This is a genomic window from Ruegeria sp. HKCCD4884 (genome assembly GCF_013110855.1).
Taxonomy (GTDB): Bacteria; Pseudomonadota; Alphaproteobacteria; order Rhodobacterales; family Rhodobacteraceae; genus Ruegeria.
Window position 1 is genome coordinate 226257 of sequence record NZ_WVRJ01000002.1, and the last position, 23845, is coordinate 250101.

The 23845-nt window shown below is 55.8% G+C and carries 26 protein-coding genes; 14 read left to right on the forward strand and 12 right to left on the reverse strand.

Features of this window, described 5'->3' with window-relative positions; all coding sequences use genetic code 11:
• Window positions 1–102 precede the first annotated feature (102 nt).
• The 5 genes from GS636_RS03525 to fabD all read right to left on the reverse strand — a co-directional run bounded on the left by GS636_RS03525 (window position 103) and on the right by fabD (window position 3807).
• On the reverse strand, window positions 103–846 hold the full coding sequence (locus tag GS636_RS03525) for a HisA/HisF-related TIM barrel protein (protein WP_171668454.1): 744 nt from the start codon (window positions 844–846) through the stop codon (window positions 103–105).
• Between the two features lie 123 nt (window positions 847–969).
• On the reverse strand, window positions 970–1509 hold the full coding sequence (locus GS636_RS03530) for a GNAT family N-acetyltransferase (protein ID WP_171090706.1): 540 nt from the start codon (window positions 1507–1509) through the stop codon (window positions 970–972).
• Window positions 1510–1646: 137 nt separating this feature from the next.
• Window positions 1647–1880: an acyl carrier protein gene (locus GS636_RS03535; protein ID WP_050602116.1), complete on the reverse strand. Its 234-nt coding sequence runs from the start codon at window positions 1878–1880 to the stop codon at window positions 1647–1649.
• Between the two features lie 208 nt (window positions 1881–2088).
• Complete coding sequence (gene fabG, locus GS636_RS03540) at window positions 2089–2826, reverse strand: 3-oxoacyl-[acyl-carrier-protein] reductase (RefSeq protein ID WP_171090708.1); 738 nt, start codon at window positions 2824–2826, stop codon at window positions 2089–2091.
• A gap of 42 nt (window positions 2827–2868) precedes the next feature.
• Complete coding sequence (fabD, locus tag GS636_RS03545) at window positions 2869–3807, reverse strand: ACP S-malonyltransferase (RefSeq protein WP_171668455.1); 939 nt, start codon at window positions 3805–3807, stop codon at window positions 2869–2871.
• A gap of 174 nt (window positions 3808–3981) precedes the next feature.
• On the opposite strand from fabD, the gene GS636_RS03550 reads away from it, so the two are divergent.
• Window positions 3982–5202 carry a cytochrome b/b6 domain-containing protein gene (locus GS636_RS03550; RefSeq protein WP_171668456.1) on the forward strand — a complete coding sequence of 407 codons (1221 nt, stop codon included), beginning with the start codon at window positions 3982–3984 and terminating at the stop codon, window positions 5200–5202.
• Window positions 5203–5263: 61 nt separating this feature from the next.
• Here GS636_RS03550 and GS636_RS03555 read toward each other — a convergent pair whose 3' ends face one another.
• Together GS636_RS03555 and GS636_RS03560 are read right to left on the reverse strand one after the other, a co-directional pair.
• Window positions 5264–5836, reverse strand: a complete 573-nt coding sequence (locus GS636_RS03555; protein ID WP_171668457.1) for a YceI family protein — start codon at window positions 5834–5836, stop codon at window positions 5264–5266.
• Between the two features lie 125 nt (window positions 5837–5961).
• Entirely contained in the window at window positions 5962–6480 is a 519-nt protein-coding gene (locus tag GS636_RS03560; RefSeq protein ID WP_171090715.1) for a hypothetical protein, read from the reverse strand.
• A 283-nt stretch (window positions 6481–6763) separates the two neighbouring features.
• Between GS636_RS03560 and rpsF the strand changes: the two genes are divergently transcribed.
• The 6 genes from rpsF (at window position 6764) to GS636_RS03590 (ending at window position 10548) form a co-directional block, all read left to right on the forward strand.
• On the forward strand, window positions 6764–7117 hold the full coding sequence (gene rpsF / locus GS636_RS03565; RefSeq protein WP_171668458.1) for a 30S ribosomal protein S6: 354 nt from the start codon (window positions 6764–6766) through the stop codon (window positions 7115–7117).
• A gap of 28 nt (window positions 7118–7145) precedes the next feature.
• On the forward strand, window positions 7146–7373 hold the full coding sequence (gene rpsR, locus GS636_RS03570; RefSeq protein WP_005608650.1) for a 30S ribosomal protein S18: 228 nt from the start codon (window positions 7146–7148) through the stop codon (window positions 7371–7373).
• 12 nt (window positions 7374–7385) lie between these two features.
• Window positions 7386–8006, forward strand: coding sequence for a 50S ribosomal protein L9 (gene rplI / locus GS636_RS03575; protein ID WP_171090720.1), 621 nt, complete (start codon window positions 7386–7388; stop codon window positions 8004–8006).
• 152 nt (window positions 8007–8158) lie between these two features.
• Entirely contained in the window at window positions 8159–8647 is a 489-nt protein-coding gene (locus GS636_RS03580) for a transglycosylase SLT domain-containing protein (RefSeq protein ID WP_171090722.1), read from the forward strand.
• Window positions 8648–8884: 237 nt separating this feature from the next.
• Window positions 8885–9586, forward strand: coding sequence for an autoinducer binding domain-containing protein (locus GS636_RS03585; protein ID WP_171185840.1), 702 nt, complete (start codon window positions 8885–8887; stop codon window positions 9584–9586).
• Between the two features lie 107 nt (window positions 9587–9693).
• Entirely contained in the window at window positions 9694–10548 is an 855-nt protein-coding gene (locus GS636_RS03590; protein WP_171668459.1) for an acyl-homoserine-lactone synthase, read from the forward strand.
• Window positions 10549–10649: 101 nt separating this feature from the next.
• Here the strand turns inward: GS636_RS03590 and tig are convergent, their stop codons facing one another.
• The 3 genes from tig to GS636_RS03605 all read right to left on the reverse strand — a co-directional run bounded on the left by tig (window position 10650) and on the right by GS636_RS03605 (window position 15205).
• On the reverse strand, window positions 10650–11981 hold the full coding sequence (tig, locus tag GS636_RS03595; protein ID WP_171668460.1) for a trigger factor: 1332 nt from the start codon (window positions 11979–11981) through the stop codon (window positions 10650–10652).
• A gap of 186 nt (window positions 11982–12167) precedes the next feature.
• Window positions 12168–13292, reverse strand: coding sequence for a porin (locus GS636_RS03600; RefSeq protein WP_171668461.1), 1125 nt, complete (start codon window positions 13290–13292; stop codon window positions 12168–12170).
• A 308-nt stretch (window positions 13293–13600) separates the two neighbouring features.
• Window positions 13601–15205, reverse strand: coding sequence for an NAD(P)H-hydrate dehydratase (locus tag GS636_RS03605; RefSeq protein ID WP_171668462.1), 1605 nt, complete (start codon window positions 15203–15205; stop codon window positions 13601–13603).
• Window positions 15206–15374: 169 nt separating this feature from the next.
• Between GS636_RS03605 and GS636_RS03610 the strand changes: the two genes are divergently transcribed.
• From GS636_RS03610 to GS636_RS03630, 5 genes are all read left to right on the forward strand, one after another.
• Window positions 15375–15713 carry a P-II family nitrogen regulator gene (locus GS636_RS03610; RefSeq protein WP_050602105.1) on the forward strand — a complete coding sequence of 113 codons (339 nt, stop codon included), beginning with the start codon at window positions 15375–15377 and terminating at the stop codon, window positions 15711–15713.
• 33 nt (window positions 15714–15746) lie between these two features.
• Window positions 15747–17153 (forward strand): type I glutamate--ammonia ligase, encoded by a 1407-nt coding sequence (gene glnA, locus GS636_RS03615; protein ID WP_171668463.1) that lies wholly within the window; start codon window positions 15747–15749, stop codon window positions 17151–17153.
• A gap of 127 nt (window positions 17154–17280) precedes the next feature.
• On the forward strand, window positions 17281–17928 hold the full coding sequence (locus tag GS636_RS03620; protein ID WP_171668464.1) for an MSMEG_1061 family FMN-dependent PPOX-type flavoprotein: 648 nt from the start codon (window positions 17281–17283) through the stop codon (window positions 17926–17928).
• A gap of 66 nt (window positions 17929–17994) precedes the next feature.
• Window positions 17995–18783, forward strand: a complete 789-nt coding sequence (locus tag GS636_RS03625) for a lytic transglycosylase domain-containing protein (RefSeq protein ID WP_171668465.1) — start codon at window positions 17995–17997, stop codon at window positions 18781–18783.
• Window positions 18784–18982: 199 nt separating this feature from the next.
• Window positions 18983–19894, forward strand: a complete 912-nt coding sequence (locus GS636_RS03630; RefSeq protein ID WP_371808687.1) for a hypothetical protein — start codon at window positions 18983–18985, stop codon at window positions 19892–19894.
• 35 nt (window positions 19895–19929) lie between these two features.
• Here GS636_RS03630 and GS636_RS03635 read toward each other — a convergent pair whose 3' ends face one another.
• Window positions 19930–20673, reverse strand: a complete 744-nt coding sequence (locus GS636_RS03635) for a DUF3445 domain-containing protein (RefSeq protein ID WP_171668467.1) — start codon at window positions 20671–20673, stop codon at window positions 19930–19932.
• Window positions 20674–20795: 122 nt separating this feature from the next.
• On the opposite strand from GS636_RS03635, the gene dddP reads away from it, so the two are divergent.
• The gene (gene dddP / locus GS636_RS03640) at window positions 20796–22139 is read left to right on the forward strand and encodes a dimethylsulfonioproprionate lyase DddP (RefSeq protein ID WP_171668468.1); all 1344 of its coding nucleotides are present in this window, start codon (window positions 20796–20798) and stop codon (window positions 22137–22139) included.
• Between the two features lie 10 nt (window positions 22140–22149).
• Here the strand turns inward: dddP and GS636_RS03645 are convergent, their stop codons facing one another.
• On the reverse strand, window positions 22150–22344 hold the full coding sequence (locus GS636_RS03645) for a hypothetical protein (RefSeq protein WP_171668469.1): 195 nt from the start codon (window positions 22342–22344) through the stop codon (window positions 22150–22152).
• A gap of 281 nt (window positions 22345–22625) precedes the next feature.
• On the opposite strand from GS636_RS03645, the gene GS636_RS03650 reads away from it, so the two are divergent.
• Window positions 22626–23840: a bifunctional alpha/beta hydrolase/OsmC family protein gene (locus tag GS636_RS03650; protein ID WP_171668470.1), complete on the forward strand. Its 1215-nt coding sequence runs from the start codon at window positions 22626–22628 to the stop codon at window positions 23838–23840.
• The last annotated feature ends 5 nt before the right edge of the window (window positions 23841–23845 follow it).

Here is a 23845-nt window from a genome sequence, read left to right on the forward strand (position 1 = left end):
TCCTGCCGCCGATCACCCAGAGAAACGCGTATTTTGGGAAAAACTCAGTACCCGCCCTTTCACGCGCGCAGCAGAAAGGGCGGAATGGTTTGTTTATTCGGCTTACTGGAACTGCGCCACTGGCTCGTGTGCGGCCTTAGCCATCTCCAGAGCATCTGACAACTCAAGCGACTTACGGAACAGCGCCCGCCCGACAATTGCGCCCGAGATATTCGGAATATAAGCCAGACGGGAAATATCGTCCGCCGTGCGCACAACACCGCTCGCAATCACCGGGGTCCTCGAATGCCCGGCGATTCCGGAAATCAAACCAAGCTGAGCGTCTACATCTTCCATGTCACTGTCGATATCTGTCACGACAATCGCAGCAAATGGCACGCCTTCGAATGCGTCAATGAATGCTTCGGGTGTGAACGCGCTCTGGTTGCGCCAACCATCGGTCATGACATACCCCTGCCAGACATCGACAGACAGCACGATTTGGTCTGGGTACAGCTTGGCCAGTTCCTTGACCAGATTCGGCTCCAGCGCGGCCAAAGTGCCGATGACAACGCGCCCTACGCCTTTGTCGATCCAATGCTCGACCTGTTCTCGCGTGCGCATCCCACCGGCCAATTGTACGGGAATCTCAGCTCCGCGAATGATTTCCTCGACCAGTTCGACGTTGGTATCTTTGCCTTCAATCGCGTCGAAATCGGTCAGATGCATCCATTCGGCACCCGCGTCAGCCCAACTCCGCGCTGTTTCAACCGGATTCACGTGCCAGATCATCGCGTTATCCAGACGGCCTTTGTCCAGCGTGACACACCGGCCGTTCTGCAGTTCCATCGTGGGGTAAATCCTCATGAGCCTGTTCCTCCGCTCAATCGCTCTGAAAATCCCCGGTAGCATAGGTCGAACGTTCCAAACCCGATTTACCGGGATCGGCACAGTTTGGCCATTTTGCGGCATATAGGCGAACTGGCGGAATTACGCGCGGGCGGGTGGTCCGTTGCGCCGTAACAAATGCACCGGGGTTTCACTATACACCCCTTCGCGCATCAAAACATAGCCCAGCTTTTTGGCCAGCTTCTGGGACGACAGATTGGATGCGTTCACCATCGCCACCAAAGGCCCTGGAATCACACGGTCGAACCAGTCATGAGCCGCCTTGGCCGCCTCATACCCCAACCCTTGACCTTGTGCCTCGGGGGCCAGAATCCAACCTGCTTCGGGGAAGCCATCAAAATCCTCACCCAAACGTCGGTTGCCATAAAAGAACCCCGCCTGCCCAATCAGCGTGCGCGTCGATTGCTGCATCACGCCCCATTGGCCAAACCCGGCCATTTGCCAGTGCCCGGCATTGCGCAGAAAAGAGTCCCAAGCTTCGCCTCGCGATCGGGGCGTACCGCCAATGTGCTGCACGACACACGGGTCACGCCATATTTCAGCGAACCGTTCAAAATCCTCCGGGCGCATGGCGCATAGCGTCAAACGCGCGGTATTTATCATTGGAGTGGATCTTATCATGCCCTGTCCACTTTGAGTTTTGCCTCAATGGAAACAGTGCGCAGTGGAAAATGGCCACGCAAGTGCGAATTTTGCGCGGACATAAAAAACGGCGCCTCCGTTGCTCGGAAGCGCCGCTTTTGATCAGAAAGAAACGTTTAGGACGCTTCGCTGATGAACTTGACCGCGTCGCCGAAGGTCTGGATGGTTTCGGCTGCGTCATCGGGAATCTCGATGCCGAACTCTTCTTCGAACGCCATAACCAGCTCAACGGTGTCCAGGCTGTCTGCGCCCAGATCGTCGATGAAAGACGCGTTTTCCACGACTTTGTCTTCTTCAACACCCAGGTGCTCAACAACGATCTTCTTAACGCGATCTGCGACGTCGCTCATGTCTATTCCTCATTCCTTTACAGGGCGGTCTGCCCGATTCTGCCCTTGCCCGCACGGGTTGGCCTTGATTTGCCCGTTTCGGGCGGTTTGGGTCCCGGGAAACCGGGAAAGTAGAAGGCCGACCTGAAAGACCGGCCCCGCATAGATGCGCCGCCTATAGCATAGTCGACGCGAGAGGCAAACGCTTTCGCGTCCGCCCCTGTCGCGATCACAACATGGCCATACCGCCGTTCACATGCAAGGTACTTCCAGTGACATAACCCGCCTCGGGGCTTGCAAGGTACAAAACAGCCGCAGCAATTTCTTTAGGATCGCCCATGCGACCCGCAGGAACTTTGACCAACAGACCTTTTTTCTGTTCCTCGGTCAGTTTCTCGGTCATAGCCGTCGTGATGAATCCCGGTGCCACAGCGTTCACGGTAATCCCGCGCGTTGCAACTTCGTGGGCCAAGGCCTTGGAAAACCCGATCATTCCGGCTTTTGATGCCGCATAGTTCGCCTGCCCAGGGTTGCCGATTGCAGCCACCACGGACGAGACATTCACGATCCGTCCCCAGCGCGATTTCATCATGCCCCGGATCACGCCTTTGCACAGTTTCATGGTCGAGGTCATGTTCACGTCAATAACGCTCTGCCATTCTTCGTCGGACATGCGCATGAACAGGTTGTCGCGTGTGATTCCGGCGTTGTTGACCAGAATGTCTACCGATCCCATCGCCGCGGCCGCCTGCTTTGGCAACGCCTCCACAGCTTCCGGATCACTCAGATTGCAAGGCAGCACATGCGCGCGCTCACCCAGATCATCTGCCAGGGCTTGCAGTGGTTCGACTCGCGTACCGGACAATCCAACCGTTGCACCCGCGCCGTGCAGTGCACGCGCAATGTCGCCACCGATCCCACCCGATGCACCGGTGATCAGCGCATTCTTACCTGTCAAATCAAACATACAGTTTCCCTCTTGGCGCGTCGGCAAAGACGCGCATTTAGCTTACGATTCGGCCTGAAGGGCCTTTTGAACATCTTCTGGCGTGCCCACGGCCTTGCCCGCAATGGCACGGTCAATCTTGCGGATCATACCAGACAGCGCTTTGCCTGCGCCGATCTCCCATGTCTCGGTCACCCCCTGAGCCGCCATGTACTGCACGCTCTCGCGCCAGCGGACCGACCCAGTCACCTGCTCGACAAGCAACTGCCGGATCAAATCCGGATCACTGACCGCCTCGGCGCGTACGTTCGCCACTAGGGGCACAGCGGGTGCTTTGATTTCGACCGCAGCAAGGGCTTCCGCCATTACATCTGCAGCAGGTTGCATCAGCGCACAGTGAAATGGAGCACTTACGGGCAACATAACCGCACGTTTTGCACCTTTTTCTTTGGCAATCTCGGCAGCGCGCTCGACAGCGGTTTTTGAACCGGACACGACAACTTGGGTTGGATCGTTGTCATTTGCCGCCTGACACACTACACCCTGCGCGGCCTCCTCAGCAACAGAGCGCACGGCGTCAAGATCCAAGCCAAGAATGGCAGCCATCGCACCCTCGCCCACAGGCACAGCGCTTTGCATGGCTTGCCCGCGCGTGCGCAACAGGCGCGCGGTGTCAGCGACTGACAACGCTCCAGCAGCGGCCAAAGCGGAATACTCACCAAGCGAGTGCCCCGCCACAAATGCGGCTTTGCTGATCGAAACACCTTCGGCCTCCAAGGCGCGCATTGCGGCCATTGACGTCGCCATCAATGCGGGCTGCGCATTTTGTGTCAGCGTCAACTCGGCGATATCGCCTTCCCAGATAAGGCTGCTCAGTTTCTCACCCAGAGCGTCGTCCACCTCATCAAATATGGCTTGCGCCGCCGGATAAGCCTCGGCCAAAGCTTTGCCCATACCGATTGTCTGGGCGCCCTGCCCTGGAAAAACGAACGCGAGTGTCATTGCAACCTCATGCATACTGTTAGGTTGCGGCGGGGTGTAAACTGACTGCTCGTCTGGCACAAGCGCTGCCTGCATTCTGCATTCTGGCACCGTTGCTGTGCGTCCGCGCTTACTTGTGTCAGTCTCACGCGTCTTTACGTTGGACACGACAGAGAATCCCGGAGTCTTATTTTCATGGCCGCGACCAATTCATTTTCCAATTACGGAAGCGTTGCAAAAACGTTTCACTGGCTCACAGCCCTTCTGATCCTGACAGCCCTGCCGCTTGGCTGGATCGCAGATAACCTGGCATACGCGGTTCTTCACGCAGACACCGCCCCAACCGAGGCCCAGATCGCCCGCGCCGCGCGCGTCTTTTCGCTGCATAAAACTGTAGGGATCGCTGTCTTCTTCGTGGCATTGGCGCGCATTTTGTGGGCTTTCACACAAACAAAGCCCGGCTTGTTAAATGCAGACAACAAGCCCGAGGCCTTTGCGGCGGAAACCGTTCATTGGCTTTTATACGGTTCGCTGGTCCTTGTTCCACTCAGCGGTTGGATCCACCACGCAGCGACAGAAGGGTTCGCACCGATCCTCTGGCCTTTTGGGCAAAACCTGCCGTTTGTTCCCAAGTCTGAAGCCGTGGCTGAGATGACCGGAGTCCTTCACTGGCTGTTCATGTGGGTTCTGGTGGGTTCATTGGCGCTGCACATTGTTGGCGCGCTGAAACATCACGTCATCGACAAGGACAGTACATTGCGAAGAATGCTGCCTGGTCATTCGGACGCACCAGAACCGCCGCATCAACACCATTCACTTGTCCCTGCGCTTGCTGCCGTGGCGGTTTGGGGCATGGTTCTGACTGGCGGCTGGGTCACGGGTGAATTCGCACGCGAAGCCGACGATGCCGACATCGAACTCGCCGAAGTTCAATCTGACTGGCAAGTGCAGACCGGGGCCTTGTCGATAACAATCTCTCAGTTGGGCAGCCCGGTCACCGGATCTTTTGCCGACTGGACCGCTGCCATCACCTTCGACGAACCTGCACAAGTCGGGCCTGCGGGATCTGTGGACGTTAACATAGCCATTGGCTCTCTGAGCCTTGGTTCGGTTACTGATCAGGCTATGGGTTCCGATTTCTTTGACACATCACAATTCCCTACGGCGCAGTTCACCGCAGATTTGTTCAAGACCGAAACCGGGTACGAAGCCCGTGGCCCGCTGACCATCCGCGACAAAACGATGAATATCATTCTTCCGTTTTCCCTGGAGCTTCAGGGCGATACGGCCACCATGTCGGGTTCTGTTGAACTCAACCGGTTGGATTTCAACGTCGGCACGTCACAGCCGACCGAGGAGTCCCTGGGCTTTGCCGTCTCTGTTTCTGTCGACCTGACCGCCAGCCGCAGTCAGTAACGCCAACAAAAAACCGCCGGTGAGATACTCACCGGCGGTTTACTTTTTCAAGTCTTTCTACTTACTCGGCCTTTTGAGCCTCAACCGAAATCTGAACCTGCACTTCGTCGCTTACGAACGGTGCAAATTGTCCCAGGTCAAATTCACTACGAACCAGTGTTGTAGTTGCGTTGAAACCTGCCCAAGGCTTGTTGGCCATCGGGTGATTGTCCACTTTGTTCAACTTGGCATCCAGAACAACCGATTTGGTCACGCCATTCATAGTCAGGTCGCCGGTGATATTGGCTGTATCATCGCCTGTCACCTCAATCCCGGTCGAGACGAAAGTGATCAGATCACCCTCGGCAGCGCCAAAGAAATCTTCGGTCATGAAGTGGTCTTCCCGAGGCTTCCATCCTGTGAACATCTCCATAACCGGCATTGAAACCGTAACACTGGATGCCGCAGGGTTTTCCTGATCGAACATGATCTCGCCCTCAAAGCCCGAGAACATGCCGTAAGTGGTCGAAAAGCCGAGGTGATCATAGTTGAAGATGACCTGGCTATGGCTGGGGTCCAGTACATATTTCTCGGCACTGGCAAATGCAGCAGTTGCCGAAACGGCCAAAGCCGCAGCAAGTAGGGTGGATTTCATAACAATCTCCGCGTTTTTTGAATGCAAGCCGATGGGGGTTGCTCACAAACAAGATGTGCCGCCCAAGGGCGGCACACAACCTCTTTTGGCTAACAATTTCTGTTCCTTTTTGAACAGAATAAAATTCAGCCGAAAATTGTTACGCTTTTGCTCAATTGCCCCTTCAGGGCTCGGCTGACATCCGCCGATTCAAGTGGCAGCTTCATCAACAGGCTGCCGTCCACGTCGAACAAGTGCACTTCATTCTCTTCAAAGCGCGCACCACCCAAGGAGTCGTAGCTGCGACGCAAAACAGTCTGTGGGCGCCCATCTTCGTTCTTTTGCAATACCCGCACCTCGCGACGAATAGGATCGAAATACGCATCGGGACGCGGATCCAGAACCTCAATCGTCAGCAAGCTGACCCCAACGATCAGAAACAGCATCGAAGCAACCATCTTAATCGGCCAGACATCCGCAGCGATGACCGACCCCGGCATCAGCCACATTGAAAACGCTGACACGATCAGGAATGCGCCAACCATCCGCGCCAGAATCAAGCGCGCCTTCCAATTCGGCGCGAATGCGATCATTACCGGAACCGAGTTTTCAAAGCGCGATCCAGCCGCTTCTTCCCGGTATGTGTTTGTGTTCGTCGCGGTCATAACGTTTCACCCTTTATAAGGTTACTGTCGGTTTTCAGTTGGTTCCGGGTAATGTCCGGTATGCAAAACAACTTTGAGCCGAAAAGCGTCAGCAATTGGGCACCCCAAAGGAAATTGGGCGACTTCACCAAGGCATATGTGGCGGGTCTTGCCCCTGCGGTTCAAACGTGTATACGGGGCCATCCTTCGCAGTCATATGAATCGCGCAGCCTCTCGTGGCAGGGTCGCGAAGGACCAAATGGCCCCGCCTATGAAATGCGCCTTGATATAAACAGGAGTGCACATGCCACTGTATGAGCATGTAATGATCGCGCGTCAGGACCTGTCCAACGCGCAGGCGGAAAGCCTCGTCGAACACTTTGGCACCGTACTGGCGGACAACGGCGGCAGCCTTGTCGACAGCGAGTACTGGGGCGTCAAGACGATGGCCTATAAGATCAACAAGAACCGCAAAGGCCACTATGCCTTCCTGAAGACCGATGCCCCCTCGGGTGCGGTTCAGGAAATGGAACGCCTGATGCGTCTGCATGACGACGTAATGCGCGTTCTGACCATCAAGGTCGACAGCCACGAAGATGGCCCGTCGGTTCAGATGCAGAAGCGTGACGAACGTGGCGACCGCCGCGAGCGCCGTTGATCACCGCCTGAGGAAAGGACACTAAACCATGGCCGCAAAACCATTTTTCCGCCGTCGTAAGGTCTGCCCGTTCTCGGGTGAGAACGCGCCGAAAATCGACTATAAGGACACCCGTCTACTGCAGCGCTACATCTCTGAGCGCGGCAAGATTGTTCCTTCGCGCATCACCGCCGTTTCGGCGAAAAAGCAGCGTGAACTGGCTCGTGCTATCAAGCGCGCCCGCTTCCTCGCCCTGCTGCCCTACGCCGTGAAGTAAGGAGAGACTGACATGCAAGTTATCCTTCTGGAACGCGTTGCGAAACTGGGTCAGATGGGCGACGTCGTTGACGTCAAGCCCGGCTACGCCCGCAACTTCCTGCTGCCCCAAGGCAAAGCGCTGAGCGCGTCCGAGTCGAACATTGCCTCGTTTGAAGCCCAGAAAGCGCAGCTGGAAGCCCGCAACCTGGAAACCAAGAAAGAAGCTGAAGCACTGGCTGAAAAGCTGGACGGTCAGCAGTTCATCGTGATTCGCTCGGCATCGGATGCTGGCGCTCTGTACGGTTCGGTCACCCCGCGTGACGCCGCAGACGCTGCAACCGAAGCAGGCTTCACAGTCGACAAGAAACAGGTCGTTCTGGTCGCTCCGATCAAAGAACTGGGTCTGCACTCTGTTGCTGTTCGCCTGCACCCCGAGGTCGAAGTTGAGATCAAGATGAACGTTGCCCGTTCGGAAGAAGAAGCCGAATTGCAGGCATCTGGCAAATCGATTCAGGAACTGGCTGCTGAAGAAGAAGCCGCCGCTGAATTCGAAATCGCCGAACTGTTCGACGACATCGGCTCGGCCGCATCGGAAGACGATGACCTGGCTGCCGAAGCTGCTCCGGCTGAAGAAGACGAAGCCAAAGCCTGATCTGGCTACGCTTTGAACAAGACAAAGGCCGCACGTTTTGTGCGGCCTTTTTTTATGCCGCAGCCAGACAAGCAAATTTCGGCCCAAATTGATCGCTAGAGTTGCGACCGAACAGACGTTCCATATCATACCGCCTTATTGACCGGAGACTCATGATGCCCGTTTTTCCCCGCCGCAGCTTCCTTTCCCTGTTGCTCGCAACCCCGCTGCTTGCATGCGGTGGAGGTGAAGTCTCCAAAGCCGACACCACTCAGTTCAATCCGCCGCTCTATCCAAATGAAACGCCGGAACTCAGAGCCTCGATCAACAAATGGGCTGATCACTACGAGCTTCCACGCGAGCTTGTACACAAGCTGGCCATTCGCGAAAGCACACACCGCCCTTGGGCCGTGAACCGCCCCTACTATGGGCTGCTACAGATCCTTCCAGCCACCGCACGATCGATGGGGTACAAAGGTAACGCCGAGGGACTATTAAATGCGGACACCAACCTGGAATTCGCGGGCAAGTACTTGCGCGGAGCATGGCTGCTGTCCGACGGAGACCAGCAACGCGCGATCTTTTTGTATGCGAAAGGGTATTGGCCCGAAGCCAAAGCACGGGGATTGTTGGTAGAAACCGGGCTCAAACCCGCACCTTGACGGTAGTTAGCGTCAGTTTTCGCCTGAAAATTAGCACTTGAGGCGGGATAGTGACAAAAATGCTCTATTGAATGTCACAATATCCTGAATAGCGCAGACAATTGATGCCTCTGCTTGTCAGGATTAAGAAAATATGATGTTCTGGTTGAGTGAGGTAACCGGGTTCCACTCTGTTGAATACGTATGCTCGACGACACCATCGGGCAGTTAAGATGGGCCGCAGCTGGTAGGCGCCGCATGGAAATTGTCGATCTGAGCACTCTGCCGGATTCAGAAGTTCGCTACACCGAATTTCTAAGGCAAATCTGTGACAAGCATGAAATGGACCATGCTGCTTATGCAGGCATGAACCCTGCCGCTGGATCTGTGGCTGGCTTTGTCACGTATGACGATGAGTGGACAGAGCATTACCAGAACCAGGGTCTGATCATGATCGACCCAACCATCCACATGGCACGCCGCAGCATTGCTCCGGTGGATTGGAGCCGCCTTGAACGCAGCCCCGATTTCCAGCGTGTTTTCCGAGACGCTCATGATTTTGGCCTGCCCAGTCAAGGTGTTACGATTCCTGTGCGCGGTCCTTACGGCGATATCGGGCTGCTCAGCGCAACCCGCGACTGCAGTAAGGAAGAGTGGCGCAAGCTCTACACCCACGTGATAAGCGACCTGCAATCCATGGCAGTACACATTCACGACAACGTCGTTTCGTCGGATCAGCTGACCAGCGCGCTCTACCATCCAACCCTGTCGACCCGAGAAGCAGAGATCCTGCAATGGGTCGCAGCTGGCAAATCTCAGCAGGACATCGGCGATATTTTGTCGATTTCGCACCGGACCGTCGAAGTACACTTGCGTTCGAGTCGGGAAAAGCTTAGTGCCCTGACCACCCCGCAGGCTGTTGGACGCGCGATTGCGATTGGGCTAATTACCCCAGGTTAATCAAAAAAAAAGCTTAATTTCGCCAAAATACGGGAAACCCCCAATAGAAAAATCCCCTAGGACCGGTAACGTCGTATTTACCGAACAACCACTCGAAGGGGGAAGAAATGATCATCGTGGTAGATGGCCTGAACAGACATATGTTCAGCGAAGTTCTTGACGAAATGTTCGAGTTGAGAGCACGTGTATTTGGCGAACGTCTTGGATGGGACGTCAAAATAGAAGACGGAAAAGAAATCGACGAGTTCGATCATCTGGACCCGGCATATGTAATCGGACTCGACGATGAGGGGAATGTCGTCGCAGCCGTGCGTGCCCTCCAGACCACCGGCCCTCACATGTTGTCGGATGTCTTCTCGGCGATCCTTTGCGGCGAAGCACCACTGCGCAGCGCAACCATGTGGGAATCGACCCGCTTTTGCGTAGATACCCAGCGTCTCACACGCGGCAAAGAAAAGAACTCGGTTTCCTACGCAACCTGCGAATTGATGATCGGTTCTTTGGAATATGCCAAGAACGCTGGCATTCAGGACATCATCACCGTGATCGATCCGGTCATGGATCGGGTCCTGAAACGCTCGAATTGCGCCCCGTATGACTATGTCGGCCAAACTGTCCCGATGGGGAAAGTTCATGCGCTGGCTGCTCTGCTGGATTGCACAGACGAACGCATCGCGGGTCTGCGTGAGTTTGCAGACATTCACAACGATGTCTTCATCGACGACGAAGAGGCACTGGCCCTCTTTGCAGCCAAGAAAGCCGCAGCACAAAGCCCCGCCAATCAGGATCACAAACCACTGACTGATCTTGAAAAGTATTTTGTGGAACAGATGAGCGCCGCGAAGACAGAAGCTGAACGGCAAGATGTGCTGAGGCTGATCGAAACGCTCTCGAAAACGTTCACACCAGAGCAGAAGACTGCTCTGCTACAAACCCCCCGTGCTTTTGCTCATGAGGCCTGACCCCCTCACCTCATAGGTACAAAAGCCACCCATGCGGAGCCGTCTGATTAGCAGGCGGCTCCGTTTTTTTGTGCCCATTCGTAAGAATGGGCGGAAGAGGATTACTCCTCTTCCAGTGCCTCAACGGCTTTTTGCAGATCGTCTTTGCTCACGTCTTTTTCGTTGACCTGAGCCAGTTCGAACACATAGTCGACAACTTTGTCTTCGAAGATGGGCGCGCGCATCTGCTGCTGCATTTGAGCGTTCTGTTGAACAAATTCAAAGAACTGACGCTCTTGACCCGGGTACTGACGCGCCTGGTTCATGATCGCCTGGGTCATTTCTGCGTCGGTCACTTCGACCTCGGCCTTCTGACCCAGCTCGGCCAGCAACAGACCCAGACGCACGCGGCGTTCGGCCAGTTTGGTGTGCTCTTCAGTCGGCTCAATCTCGCCGTGATCGTGGCCTTCCACGTCCGGGTTTTCCTCGTGGAACAGCTGATGTGCGATCTGCTTGGCTTCAGCTTCCACCAGCGACGGAGGCAGGTCGAACGACACTTTCTCGTCCAGCACGTCCAGCAGAGCACGCTTCATGACGGCACGCGATGCGCCTGCGTATTCCGCTTCCAGACGTTCCGAAATCTGCCCCTTCAAGGCATCCAGATCTTCAGCACCGAACTTCATGGCCAGATCGTCGTTGACCTCTGCGGCCACCGGTTCTTTCACCTCTTTGATGGTGCAGGTGAAAACAGCGTCTTTGCCGGCCAGGTGCTCTGCACCGTACTCAGCAGGGAAGGTCACGTTGACGTCTTTGACTTCCTCGGCCTTCACACCAACCAGCTGCTCTTCGAAACCGGGGATGAAGCTGTTCGAGCCCAGTACCAGAGGGTACTCTTCAGCCGAACCGCCGTCGAATTCTTCACCGTCAACCTTGCCAACGAAATCAAAAACGATCTGGTCGCCGTCTTTCGCCTTCGAGCCCTTGCGGCGCGCTTTGAAATCCTGCGCAGTTTCAGCCAGATTGTTCAGCGCTTCTTCCACAGCCGCGTCGTCAGCTTTGACCACCAGCTTCTCCAGCTCGACCGATTTCAGGTCAACCTCTGGGATCGCTGGCAGTGCCTCGTAAGACATGGCCACTTCAACGTCGTCGCCTTCTTTCCAATCTTCATTGGTCATCTTGACTTCGGGCTGCAGCGCAGGGCGGTCACCGCTGTCTTCAAAGTGCTTGTTCATCGCGCCATCGATGCTTTCCTGCATCGCTTCGCCCAGCAGGCGTTGACCAAACTGCTTTTTCAGCAGTGCCATCGGCACCTTACCTTTGCGGAAACCTTTCATTTCGATTTCCGGCTGCGCTTCGGTCAGCTTTTCATTGACCTTGTCGTCCAGCTCGGCTGCGGTCACAACGATGTTGTAGCCGCGTTTCAGACCTTCGTTCAGCGTCTCTGTAACCTGCATTATGGTAGTCCCCATAGGATTCGGGGCGCGCAAAAAGGGCGCGCCGGGCAAATTTGACGCCTTCTATTTGCCCAGCAGCGTACGTGCAAGGGGCAAAGGCAGAATCCACCTGTATTTGATCGCCTATTCCCCCAAAAAAGAACGCCCCGGAAACCGGGGCGCTCGTTTTTAATCCAGTCACAGTGATCAGAACTTCCAGCGTGCGCCCAGAACCCATGCTTCGTTGTTGTCAAAGGATGAACCGTCATCGAAGTCGTGGTTACGGTACTTCAGATAAACATCTGTCTTGATTGCATCGACCTTCTGAACAACTGCGATACCCCAGGCTTTGGTGTCCGACCCGTTGCTGTTGAAATCCGAACCGTCATAGTAATCAATGCCGACACCGGTCTTACCCCAGGCGATCCAATTTCCTTCGTATGAGATCTTGCCATACCAGTAATTCGGATCCGTCGCTCCGGCCTGATCGTCGTCACGCGTACCACCAGCAATCGTAAATCCCAGCCCGCTTGGCAGAAGGACAGACGCCGAACCAATCGTGTCCTTGCGATCGCCGGAATTGTCGTCCCGGTCGCGCACCGAATAGGCAACAGCTGCCGCGAATTCCACGCCACCGGCAAAGGTGTTTTCATAGAAAAGACCAACGTCGTAGTAGTCATCGTCGTCGCTGCTGGACAGAATGTTTTGCCCATAGGCGAAGCCAGCCGAGAACCCGTTGAATGTCGGGGTGTCATACCGGATGCGCCCACGGCGCGAGCCGTCAAAGTTGCTGGAACTGTCGCCAACCGTGATTCCGCTCAGCAATCCAGCGGTGTCGCGATAGAAGAAGCCGGCGTTTTCATCGTTGGTGAACGAATACAGCGCGGTTCCGACATATGACAGATCCACCTCAGCGGCACCGTCAGCGACCATACTGCCCTGCCCCGCCGAAAACTTGCCGTACCCACCTTTCAGCGAGAAATCCACGTGACGAATATCTTCGCGATTCCAGCCATCCGCGTTGGTTCCAAACTGATCAGCAGACGCCGAACCGGGCAGGCCAAGCCCTGTTTCAAACCAAAACTGGAACTCATTGCTACCGTAAGGCTGCATCAGGCGCAGGCCCACGCGGCTGTTCGACAAGTCGTTGTCGAGGACCCGCGTCTCGGTGTCCTGCCCGTCATCGACCGAGATCAGAGCCGGGTGCAACTGTCCATAAAGCAACACGTAACCGCCTGTGTTGTTTTCGTATTTCAGCTCAGCTGCAGCCGGAATCGCCGCCGTTGCACTCAGCGCAGCGGCAGCGGAAAGGGTTTTGAATTTAGAAGTCATTTCACTCACCATGAATGGTTCGGGTGTTACGCCCCGTCCAATTGATCATCGAGCACCGACGTTCCAGATGCCCGCGCGCTGTCTCGTAAAGGAATGGCAAATTCGCAACACAGAACGCAGAGGCCAAGAGAATTTTATAATGTATTTCATTTGCTTAAATACATCACCACCAGTCCGTTTCGGAGGTGCTCAAAACAACTTTGCCTCCGGTCTGTGCGTCTGGCAAACACTCACTCTGCACCCCCGCAGCCCCGATCGGCGAAAATTCGCCGATCTGACGTAGATTGGGCCATTCCCCGCCAACACACTCAAATATTCATCTTTCTAAACACGTCAGGCAGCTGTTCCGGCAAGTCCTCGGCAATCAGGCCGGGCCCAAATTGCAGTGCGCATTCCACATGCAGCCACGCGGCAGTCTCTGCAGCTTGCAACGGTGGATACCCACGTGCCAGCAACCCGGTGATGAATCCCGCCAGCACATCGCCAGATCCAGCGGTCGCCAACCAAGGAGCCGCCCTTTCGTACGAGGCCGAGTTGACCGAACATCGCCCGTCAGGTGCGGCAATCACGGTATCCGACCCCTTGAACAGAACCACGCACCCAGCGCGCTTTGCAGCCGCCCGCGTTGCGTCAACCTTGGAATAGGCCGGCCCCTGTGTCGGCGCAGCTTTCAAATTGTCCGCAATGTCGGGGAAAAGCCGCGCAAACTCTCCTCCGTGCGGGGTGAGCACGCAGTTTTCGTGTAACTGCGCAAACAAAGCATCCCGGTCGTCCGCAAATGCCGACAACGCATCCGCATCCAACACCGTTGCCCGGCGCGCTGCCAAAGCCACCGGAACCAACTCACGCGCGCGTTCCACTCCCAGCCCGGGGCCGAGACAAAGCGCATTGAGGCGCGGGTCACTCAGAACCTCGACCAGGCCATCTTTTCCCTCAACGCGCTGCAACATGAGCGCCGTGATCTGACTAGCCACTTCCAAGACCGCCGCAGGCGGTACACCCAACGTCACCAACCCCGCCCCGATCCGCAACGCCCCCCGCGCTGCCAATCGCGCCGCGCCTGTTTTTCCGCCCCCTCCGGACAAGATCAGAGCGTGGCCATGAGAGTACTTGTGGCCTTTTGTTTTCTTCTGCAGCCTCGCCCTGTCGACGGCAGCCATTTGGACAATCTGGCTGCTTTTAGCTGTTTCGAGCCCAATCGATTTTGTTTGCACCTTCCCGCAGGACGTTGGACCATCGCCTAAAACATGCCCGACCTTTTTACTGTGAAAGGTGACCGTCAAGTCGGCGACAATGACGTTGCCTAAAACGCGGCCACTATCGGCGCACAAGCCACTTGGCGTATCAACTGCGACAACCTTTACGTCTCGATCCCGCAGCAATGCCCTTGTCTCTGTATTCGCCAATAAAGAAAACACACCTGTAAACGGTCGGGTAAGACCGGTTCCGAACGCTCCATCGACAATCAGATCAGTGTCCTTCGGAAGCAGAAGATATTCCGCGCCACTTGGGCTGGCATCGACGGCGAACACATTAACGTCGCCTTCATCCAGCCACCGCTCATAATTCACCCGCGCATCGGGCGGCAGCTTCTCTGGATCCCCGTACAGAAAAACCTCGACCTCCCAACCCTGCTCTCGCAACAACCTTGCGACAACAAAGCCATCGCCACCATTGTTCCCCGGCCCGCACAGCACCACCGCACGCAGCGGATCCCCTTCATCTGGCCCCAAATACCTCGGGGAGCGCGAGGGGCTGGCCCCTCGCCTGTCCCACTCTGGCCACTCCTCGAAAATTGCCTCAACAACGCCCCGCCCGGCCCGCTCCATCAGCTCAAGACCTGTCACCTCACCGGATTCGATGGCAGCCTGCTCAATGGCCCGCATCTGCGCCGCTGTCAGCAATTCCGTCATCCCACACCCTCATTCGATTCAATTCTGATTAGTTTTTGTGCAACACGCCCATAAATTAGCACGCTGCCAGATTTCGATGCATCCCAACCTGCCCAAATCCGCAATCACATTGCCGCCCGATCTTAGACGTGATCACTGCCCCTGAGACAACCATTCAAGGTGAGCCGGGATGAAAAAGATCGAAGCGATCATCAAGCCGTTCAAACTGGACGAAGTGAAAGAGGCATTGCAGGACGTCGGCGTCCAGGGCCTCAGCGTGATCGAGGTCAAAGGCTTCGGTCGTCAGAAAGGCCATACCGAACTGTATCGCGGCGCGGAATATGTCGTCGATTTTCTGCCCAAAGTGAAGGTCGAAGTCGTGCTGGACGATGATCAGGTCGATGCCGCCATCGAAGCCATCGTTTCGGCCGCCAAGACCGACAAGATCGGCGATGGCAAGATCTTCGTCTCGCCCGTCGAACAAGCTATCCGTATCCGCACCGGCGAGACCGGTTCGGACGCACTGTAACGCACACATCTTCAAACCAGAGGAAACGAGAGTATGAGCAAGGACGCAGTTCTTCAGCTGATCAAGGACGAAGGCGCAGAATACGTCGACATCCGCTTTACCGACCCGCGCGGCAAGCTTCAGCACGTGACCATCATGGCCGATCAGGTCGACGAAGACTTCTTGGAAGAAGGCTTCATGTTCGATGGTTCTTCCATTGCCGGTTGGAAGTCGATCGAAGCATCCGACATGAAACTGATGCCCGACACCGAAAGCGCCTATGTAGATCCGTTCTACGCAGAAAAAACCATCTGCGTTCACTGCTCGGTTGTTGAGCCCGACACCGGCGAGGCGTACGAGCGTGACCCGCGTGGCACCGCTCAGAAAGCCGAAGCTTACCTGAAATCATCGGGTATCGGTGATGCCGCCTACATGGGGCCTGAAGCCGAATTCTTCCTGTTTGACGACGTTCGTTTCTCGAACAGTATCAACAAGGTATCCTACGAAGTTGATGCAACCGACGCGTCGTGGAACACCGACACCGAGTACGAGATGGGCAACATGGGCCATCGTCCGGGCGTCAAGGGCGGTTATTTCCCAGTAAACCCCATCGACGAATCACAGGACCTACGGTCGGAAATGCTGTCGACCATGAAGCGTCTGGGCATGAAGGTTGACAAGCACCACCACGAAGTTGCCTCGTGCCAGCACGAGCTGGGCTTGATCTTCGACAGCCTGACCAAGCAGGCCGACGAGCTGCAGAAGTACAAGTACGTCATTCACAACGTAGCCCATGCCTACGGCAAATCGGCGACCTTCATGCCGAAGCCGATCGCGGGTGACAACGGCACCGGCATGCACGTGAACATGTCGATCTGGAAAGACGGCAAGCCCCTGTTCGCAGGTGACAAATACGCCGACCTGTCGGACGAAGCATTGTACTTCATTGGCGGCATCCTGAAGCACGCCAAAACCCTGAACGCCTTCACCAACCCGGCGACCAACAGCTACAAGCGTCTGATCCCCGGCTTCGAAGCACCCGTTCTGCGCGCCTACTCGGCCCGTAACCGTTCGGGTTGTGTGCGTATTCCGTGGACCGAAAGCCCGAAGGCAAAGCGCGTCGAGGCCCGCTTCCCCGATCCGGCTGCGAACCCCTATCTAGCGTTTGCTGCGCTGCTGATGGCTGGTCTGGACGGCATCAAGAACAAGATCGATCCGGGCGAAGCCATGGACAAGAACCTGTACGATCTGCCTGCCGAAGAACTGGCTGACATCCCAACCGTTTGCGGCAGCCTGCGCGAAGCTCTGGAAGCTCTGGCATCGGATCACGACTTCCTGCTGCAGGGCGACGTGTTCACCAAAGACCAGATCGACGGCTACATTGCACTGAAGATGGAAGAGGTCGAAACCTACGAGCACACCCCGCACCCGGTTGAATACGGCATGTATTACAGCTGCTAAACCGGATTTGGGTTTACATCTGCAAGGGCGTCCAATCGGGCGCCCTTGTCTTTTCTACCGGTATGATTTGACGCGTCGCCTGAGTTTCAACAAACTCAAGAGGACACTCCCAACCGGAGACAACAGTATGGCCTTCAGCACTTCACCTTTTTCGAAATACTCAAATTTCGTGACATCCGAAAAAGAACTGCTTCAGATTTCCGGCACCCCTCTCCCGCAGATCATTGCCAAAGAACTCTCTGAACTGGACCAGATGTGCCGCGACTTCATCGCTACTTCGCCCTTCTGCCTGATCGCCTCAGCCAACCCCGACGGATATCTGGATATCTCCCCTCGTGGGGATCCTGCAGGTTTTGTTCAGGTCTTGTCCGATACACTGATCACTATCCCGGACCGTCCGGGCAACAAACGGGTGGATACCTTCCACAACGTTCTCAAAGACCCGCGTGTGAGTGTGATTTTCTTTGTTCCCGGCAAGATGGAGACCCTCAGACTTCGGGGCGAGGCCCGGATCTGCGCGGACCCGCAGCTACTGGAGCAAATGGCCATTGCTGGCCATGCGCCGAAACTGGCGCTGCTGATCCACGTTCATACGGTGTTTGCGCATTGCCCCAAATGCGTCATTCGCTCAAACCTGTGGCAGCCCGACGCGTGGCCGGATTCGTCGAACCTGCCGAACATGAACGCCATGATGGTGAAACATGCCCGCATCAAGGCGACCCCGGACGAATGGTTCGAAACACTTAAAGAGAAAGGAGAGCTGGACCTCTACTAACTTCTTTCCCGAACCCAAGGCCCCAGCTACGCTGACTTCAGACTTCATCTCAAACGGATTGTGCCCATGTTTCGCCTTGCAGCTATCCTCGCTTTGTCACTGACCTCGCCTGTTTTGGCCGCGCCCTGCGGGAACACCAGCGCCGGGTTTGAAGCGTGGAAAGCCGATTTTGCGAAACAGGCACGTAAGGCCGGGGTCAAGAAAAAAGGGCTGCAAGCACTGTCGCAAACACAATACGCAACGCGCACCATTGCAGCAGATCGCAACCAGAAAAGCTTCAAATACTCGCTGGACAAGTTCATGCGGGTCCGCGGGGCAGACACAATCGTGGCGCAAGGACGTAAACGCAAAGCCGCCAACCCCAACTATTATGCAGCCTTCGAGCGCCAGTACGGTGTGCCAGCTGGTGTGCTGATCGCCATTCATGGCATGGAAACCGGCTTTGGCAGTTTTATGGGTGACAGCCAGATTGTTTCCGCAATAACCACTCTGGCTTATGATTGTCGCCGATCCGAGTTCTTTATTCCCCACGCAATTGGGGCACTGAAACTGGTGGATATGGGCAGTATCACAATGGCGACAAAAGGGGCAAAACATGGCGAATTGGGCCATACTCAATTCCTGCCCGGCAACGCGCTGACCTATGGCGTCGATGCCACTGGTGACCGGCGTGTGGATTTCTACAATATGACGGACGCTCTAGCCTCAACCGCGAATTTTCTTCGTAAGAAAGGGTGGAAACCCGGTCGCGGTTACCAGCCCGGAGAACCAAATTTTCGTGTTTTGCAGCAGTGGAACGCGGCCTCTGTGTATCAGCAATCCATTGCCATCATGGCCGCCCGAATCGATCAATAGCGTCGCCGCACGGAAAACACGCGCCACGCTCGTTTTCGCCACATTTCCGCCACAGTGACAAACAAAAGCCTTTAGTTTCTTGGTTTCCAAAGCGTAATCAATCGCGGGAAAATTTCGTTTTTTTGCATTTTTTGCCAAATTCTCCCCCAGAACGGTTGCTAGAGTGTCTTTCGAACAATGCTTGAATAAGGACAAAGCAGTGGCTCGGAAGCATAGCTACCATGGCGGTCTGCAATTTGATGGTGACGCAACTGGCGCGCTCGAGCGCTTTGGAACCATCGTTGCGACAACGCTTGAGGACTACGGCCATCTGGTCGAGCGCAAAGCGCTGCTCAGCTATTCCGAGGCCAGCATCGTCTCGAGCCAATATCTGGTTCGGCTGACGCTGGATACAGGCACACCCGAGCAGGAAGACCGATACGAGCGCATGGATCGCGCCGCGGGGCTAAAAACCATAACAAAGCCCCGCGTCTCGCATCCTCAGAACCGGCTTGTGCTGTCAGTCACCCCTGTGTCGCCGATACTGGATGATACCGAAATCTCGGAACTGATGCTGGTGGTCATCTTGTATCGCATGGTCGATATCTGCTCGACCCGGCGGGTTGAATGGCTGTCACCGCACACGGTGCTGACGGTCGAACAATTCATGAGCGCGTTCGACACCCTGACCCCAAGTCGCGAAACGCGAGACAGGAAACAGATCTTTCAGTCCCTGACCGGTCAGTTCGCCGACGTCAAAATGCCTGAACTGGATGACAACATCACTGCCCTGCACGCTCCGACGGCTCGGCCGATCCAGCTTACGGATGAACAATTGCTCAGCATCGCGTTCCGCAATGATGACGCCGCTCCATCTGATCAGGCAGCGCCTAGTACTGATGTGGCGACAGATGACGAACGACCAAGCGATATTCTGCGTCTCAGCAGCTGGTGTATGACAGGCGTTCTGGCCAGCGTTTCTGCACCGATCGCCTTGTCGATGGCTGCAGTCAACCTGATCCGAGGCGAAGATTTCCGCCTCAACACTCAAGTGCTGGTGTTCACGTTTGCCATTGTCGCACTGAACGCCAGCAATGCGTTGGCCGACGCTGCTGTCGCCTTGGGCATGTAACCAAATTACCAAGACCCTCCTTGGAGGCCCCGCCGTCAGGCGGGGTTTTCCATTTCTGCAACCGCGTGCGCAGCCAAAACATACGTATGAATGGAAAATACGACCGCATTCGTCCTGGGCAGGCGTAACATGGTTTGTCGCTCACTCCGCAGATAAGAGTTCTTTTGCCGGTCCCGAACTTCCCGCGGTGCGTGCACACTGCGAGGTTGGAACAGTTCCGGATCTTCATACCAGAGGGCATTGAAACGCCACAATGGGCGCCCGGGCTGAATACCATCGAACAACCGCTGAACTCTCTTCGCAATACTGTCGTCATAGCTTTCGACGGGCACGTGAATGTCGATCAGTGGCCGCATGAATTTTTCCGCCAAACGCCAGCTGGCTGGAAAGCACAGGATCGCGCCGGTCAGAACATGCTCATCCCCGCGCTTTTGAAGAATGCAGAAGTCTTCCTGCACCAGCCTGCACAACGTATCCAACGGTTGACTGTAGTCGATAGAAACCATTGCACCATCGGGCCTGACAACCGTCTCCTCAGCTGAGGGGTAGACTTGGGCCAACACCAGCTCAAGTAACTCGCGGGCGGCAGGTTCCGCCTGTGGATCAAGGGCCAGAACATCGTCTCGATGGTCAAAAAGCAGCTCTTCACGGCGTTGCATCTGACCAGAAAATGCATCGTCCTGATGCAGCCAGTTTTCCAACGTCGTCGGTTGTATTCCCGGCAAGGCACGCGGGCTTCGGACATCGTACGGAATTGTGTTTTGCAGAATCTGCCTCATGACAAAGGCTTAGCATGCCCCAGACAACGTGTCGGTCGAAAACGACAACCTCGCGGTCGCATTTTTTTCAGACGCTGTAGATCGGCACATTAGTTTTGCCAAAGTATATGTTGAGGCCAGCCATGAATCATCACTACAGAGACACGCGCAAAATTGATCCCACCAAAGGCGCAACTTTGGGCGATGGCACTCCGAATGACAACGACCGGATTGAAATCGGACCGACACAGCTGGCGTTTGACGAATGGGCCGCTGCCGGGCTGGAATTGCCCAACCTGACCCGTATGCGGGAACATCGCTGGAAGCGGCTGACGCAAGCTGTTGTGGATCGCGGGTATGGCGGCGTGCTGATGTTCGATCCGTTGAACATTCGCTATGCGACCGACAGCACAAATATGCAGCTGTGGAACACGCATAACCCGTTCCGTGCCGTTTTGTTGTGTGCCGACGGGTACATGGTGATTTGGGACTACAAGAACTCGCCCTTCCTCAGCACGTTCAACCCACTGGTGCGTGAACAACGCTCAGGCGCGGACCTGTTTTACTTTGACCGGGGCGACAAGGTCGACGTGGCGGCGGATGTGTTCTCGAATGAAGTGCGGGTGCTGATCGAAGAGCACAGCGGCGGCAACAAACGCCTTGCCGTGGACAAGATCATGCTGCACGGCCTGCGCGCGCTTGAGGCGCAAGGGTTCGAGATCATGGAAGGCGAAGAGCTGACCGAAAAGACCCGAGCCATCAAAGGACCGGACGAAATCCTTGCTATGCGCTGCGCCAGCCATGCGTGCGAGACAGCGGTAGCTGAAATGGAGAAGTTTGCCCGTGCCAATGTGGGCAATGGGAAGACCTCAGAAGATGACATCTGGGCTGTTCTGCATGCGGAAAACATCAAGCGCGGCGGGGAATGGATCGAAACCCGCCTCCTGGCCTCGGGCCAGCGAACCAACCCTTGGTTTCAGGAATGCGGCCCTCGGATAACGCAGCAGAATGAAATCATCTCGTTCGACACCGATTTGATCGGATCCTACGGAATTTGCATAGACATTTCGCGCAGCTGGTGGATTGGCGATCAAAAACCACGGGCGGACATGATCTATGCCATGCAGCACGCACATGAACACATCATGACCAATATGGAGATGCTCAAACCCGGTGTGATGATCCCGGAACTGACGGCAAACTCTCATCGGTTGGATGACAAGTTTCAGGCGCAGAAATACGGCTGTCTGATGCACGGCGTCGGCCTGTGTGACGAGTGGCCGCTTGTGGCCTATCCCGATCAGGCTGTCAAAGGATCCTACGACTATGCACTGGAGCCCGGAATGGTTCTGTGTGTCGAAGCTTGCGTTGGCGAGGTTGGCGGTGATTTCAGCATCAAGCTTGAAGATCAGGTTCTCATTACCGAGGACGGCTATGAGAACCTGACAAAGTACCCGTTCGATGCCCGCTTAATGGGGGCAGAGTGAGGCCAACGCCTCACTTTGACCAATGCGACCGGCGGACATTGCCGTGCCAGTCTTCCAGGATCGGTTCGTCTTGAACCTGTGGCCCGCTCAAGTTTGCGGGCCAGGACTGTCCAGCGACAAAGCCTGTGACACCGGCCAGTAGCAACGCGATGATCCACAGAGGGTGCATCACAGGGGTGCGGGCGGTGATTTCTGCGTGTGACATGGGTATCTCCTTGGTCGACAACTGCGATCCATAGATGTGCCTCAACAGAATATAAGTAAAATGAATGTTTAATTTACACAACATCACGATACGTGATGCATTAAGTGCAGGTTTGTAAGACCGCCCTCTCAATCTTTACGCTTGGCCAGATGATGTTTCACAGGTGAGGAAACGCGCACAAAGTTCTCACCTTCACGTGACGCGACTGACATAAGGGTTGAGACCGGAGCAACATAAACCCACTATTGTCGGTGTTCCCCCAACCCATTCAAGGAGCCGACATGCCCACGGAACGCATTACCTTTGCCGGACATGACGGCAGCCAACTGGCCGCGCGTCTTGACCTGCCGGACGGTCCGGTGCTGGCGACAGCGCTCTTTGCCCATTGCTTTACATGTTCCAAGGATATCCCAGCGGCCCGACGTATATCTGCCCGACTGGCCGCCATGGGGATCGCAGTTCTGCGCTTTGACTTTACCGGGCTGGGCCATTCCGAAGGAGAGTTCGCGAACACGACCTTTACCTCGAATGTCGAAGACCTGATTGCCGCCGCGCAATACCTGGCCGGACGGAAAATGGCCCCAGCCCTGTTGATCGGACATTCGCTGGGCGGCGCAGCGGTTCTGCGTGCGCGGGCGGGCATTCCGTCGATAAAAGCCGTGGTGACCATCGGGGCTCCGGCAGACCCAAGTCATGTCTCGCATCATTTCGAAGCCGCTTTACCGCAGATTGAGCAGGACGGCAGTGCCGAAGTCACGTTAGGCGGGCGTCCTTTCCGCATTGGCAAAGCCTTTGTAGATGACATCGCGCAATCTGCCTTGTCGGCGTCCATTGCTGAACTCAAAGCTGCGTTGTTGATCCTGCACGCACCGCGGGATGAAACCGTCAGCATCGATAACGCAAGCGCGATTTTTCTGGCGGCAAAACATCCCAAAAGCTTTGTGACTCTCGACGATGCCGATCACCTGATCACACGTGCTGAGGATGCCGAATATGCGGCTGATGTGATAACCGCTTGGGTTTCGCGTTACGTAAAGCTTTGCCCACCCGCCCCGCCACCCGGTGCCCCGGAAGGTGTTGTGCGTGTCACCGAGGCTGACCCAAGCGGCTTTATGCAAGATATTCAGGCCGGACCCCATCACCACGCGGTCGCGGATGAGCCGGTCTCGTACGGCGGTACAGACAAAGGCATGTCCCCCTACGGGTTTGTATCCGCTGGTCTGGGCGCTTGCACATCCATGACGATCCGGATGTACGCCCGACGCAAGCGCTGGCCCCTGACAAATATCAGCGTTGATGTCTGTCATGACAAAGTGCATGCGCAGGATGCAGGTCTGGCCAATGAGGGCAAAGTGGATCAGTTTCGTCGGAAAATCCGGCTGACCGGTCCGCTGGATCAGGCGCAAAAACAGCGCCTGCTTGAGATAGCTGACAAATGCCCGGTACACCGAACGCTGGAAGGTTCCGCCCATATCACAACCGAGCTTCTGCCGTAAAAAAA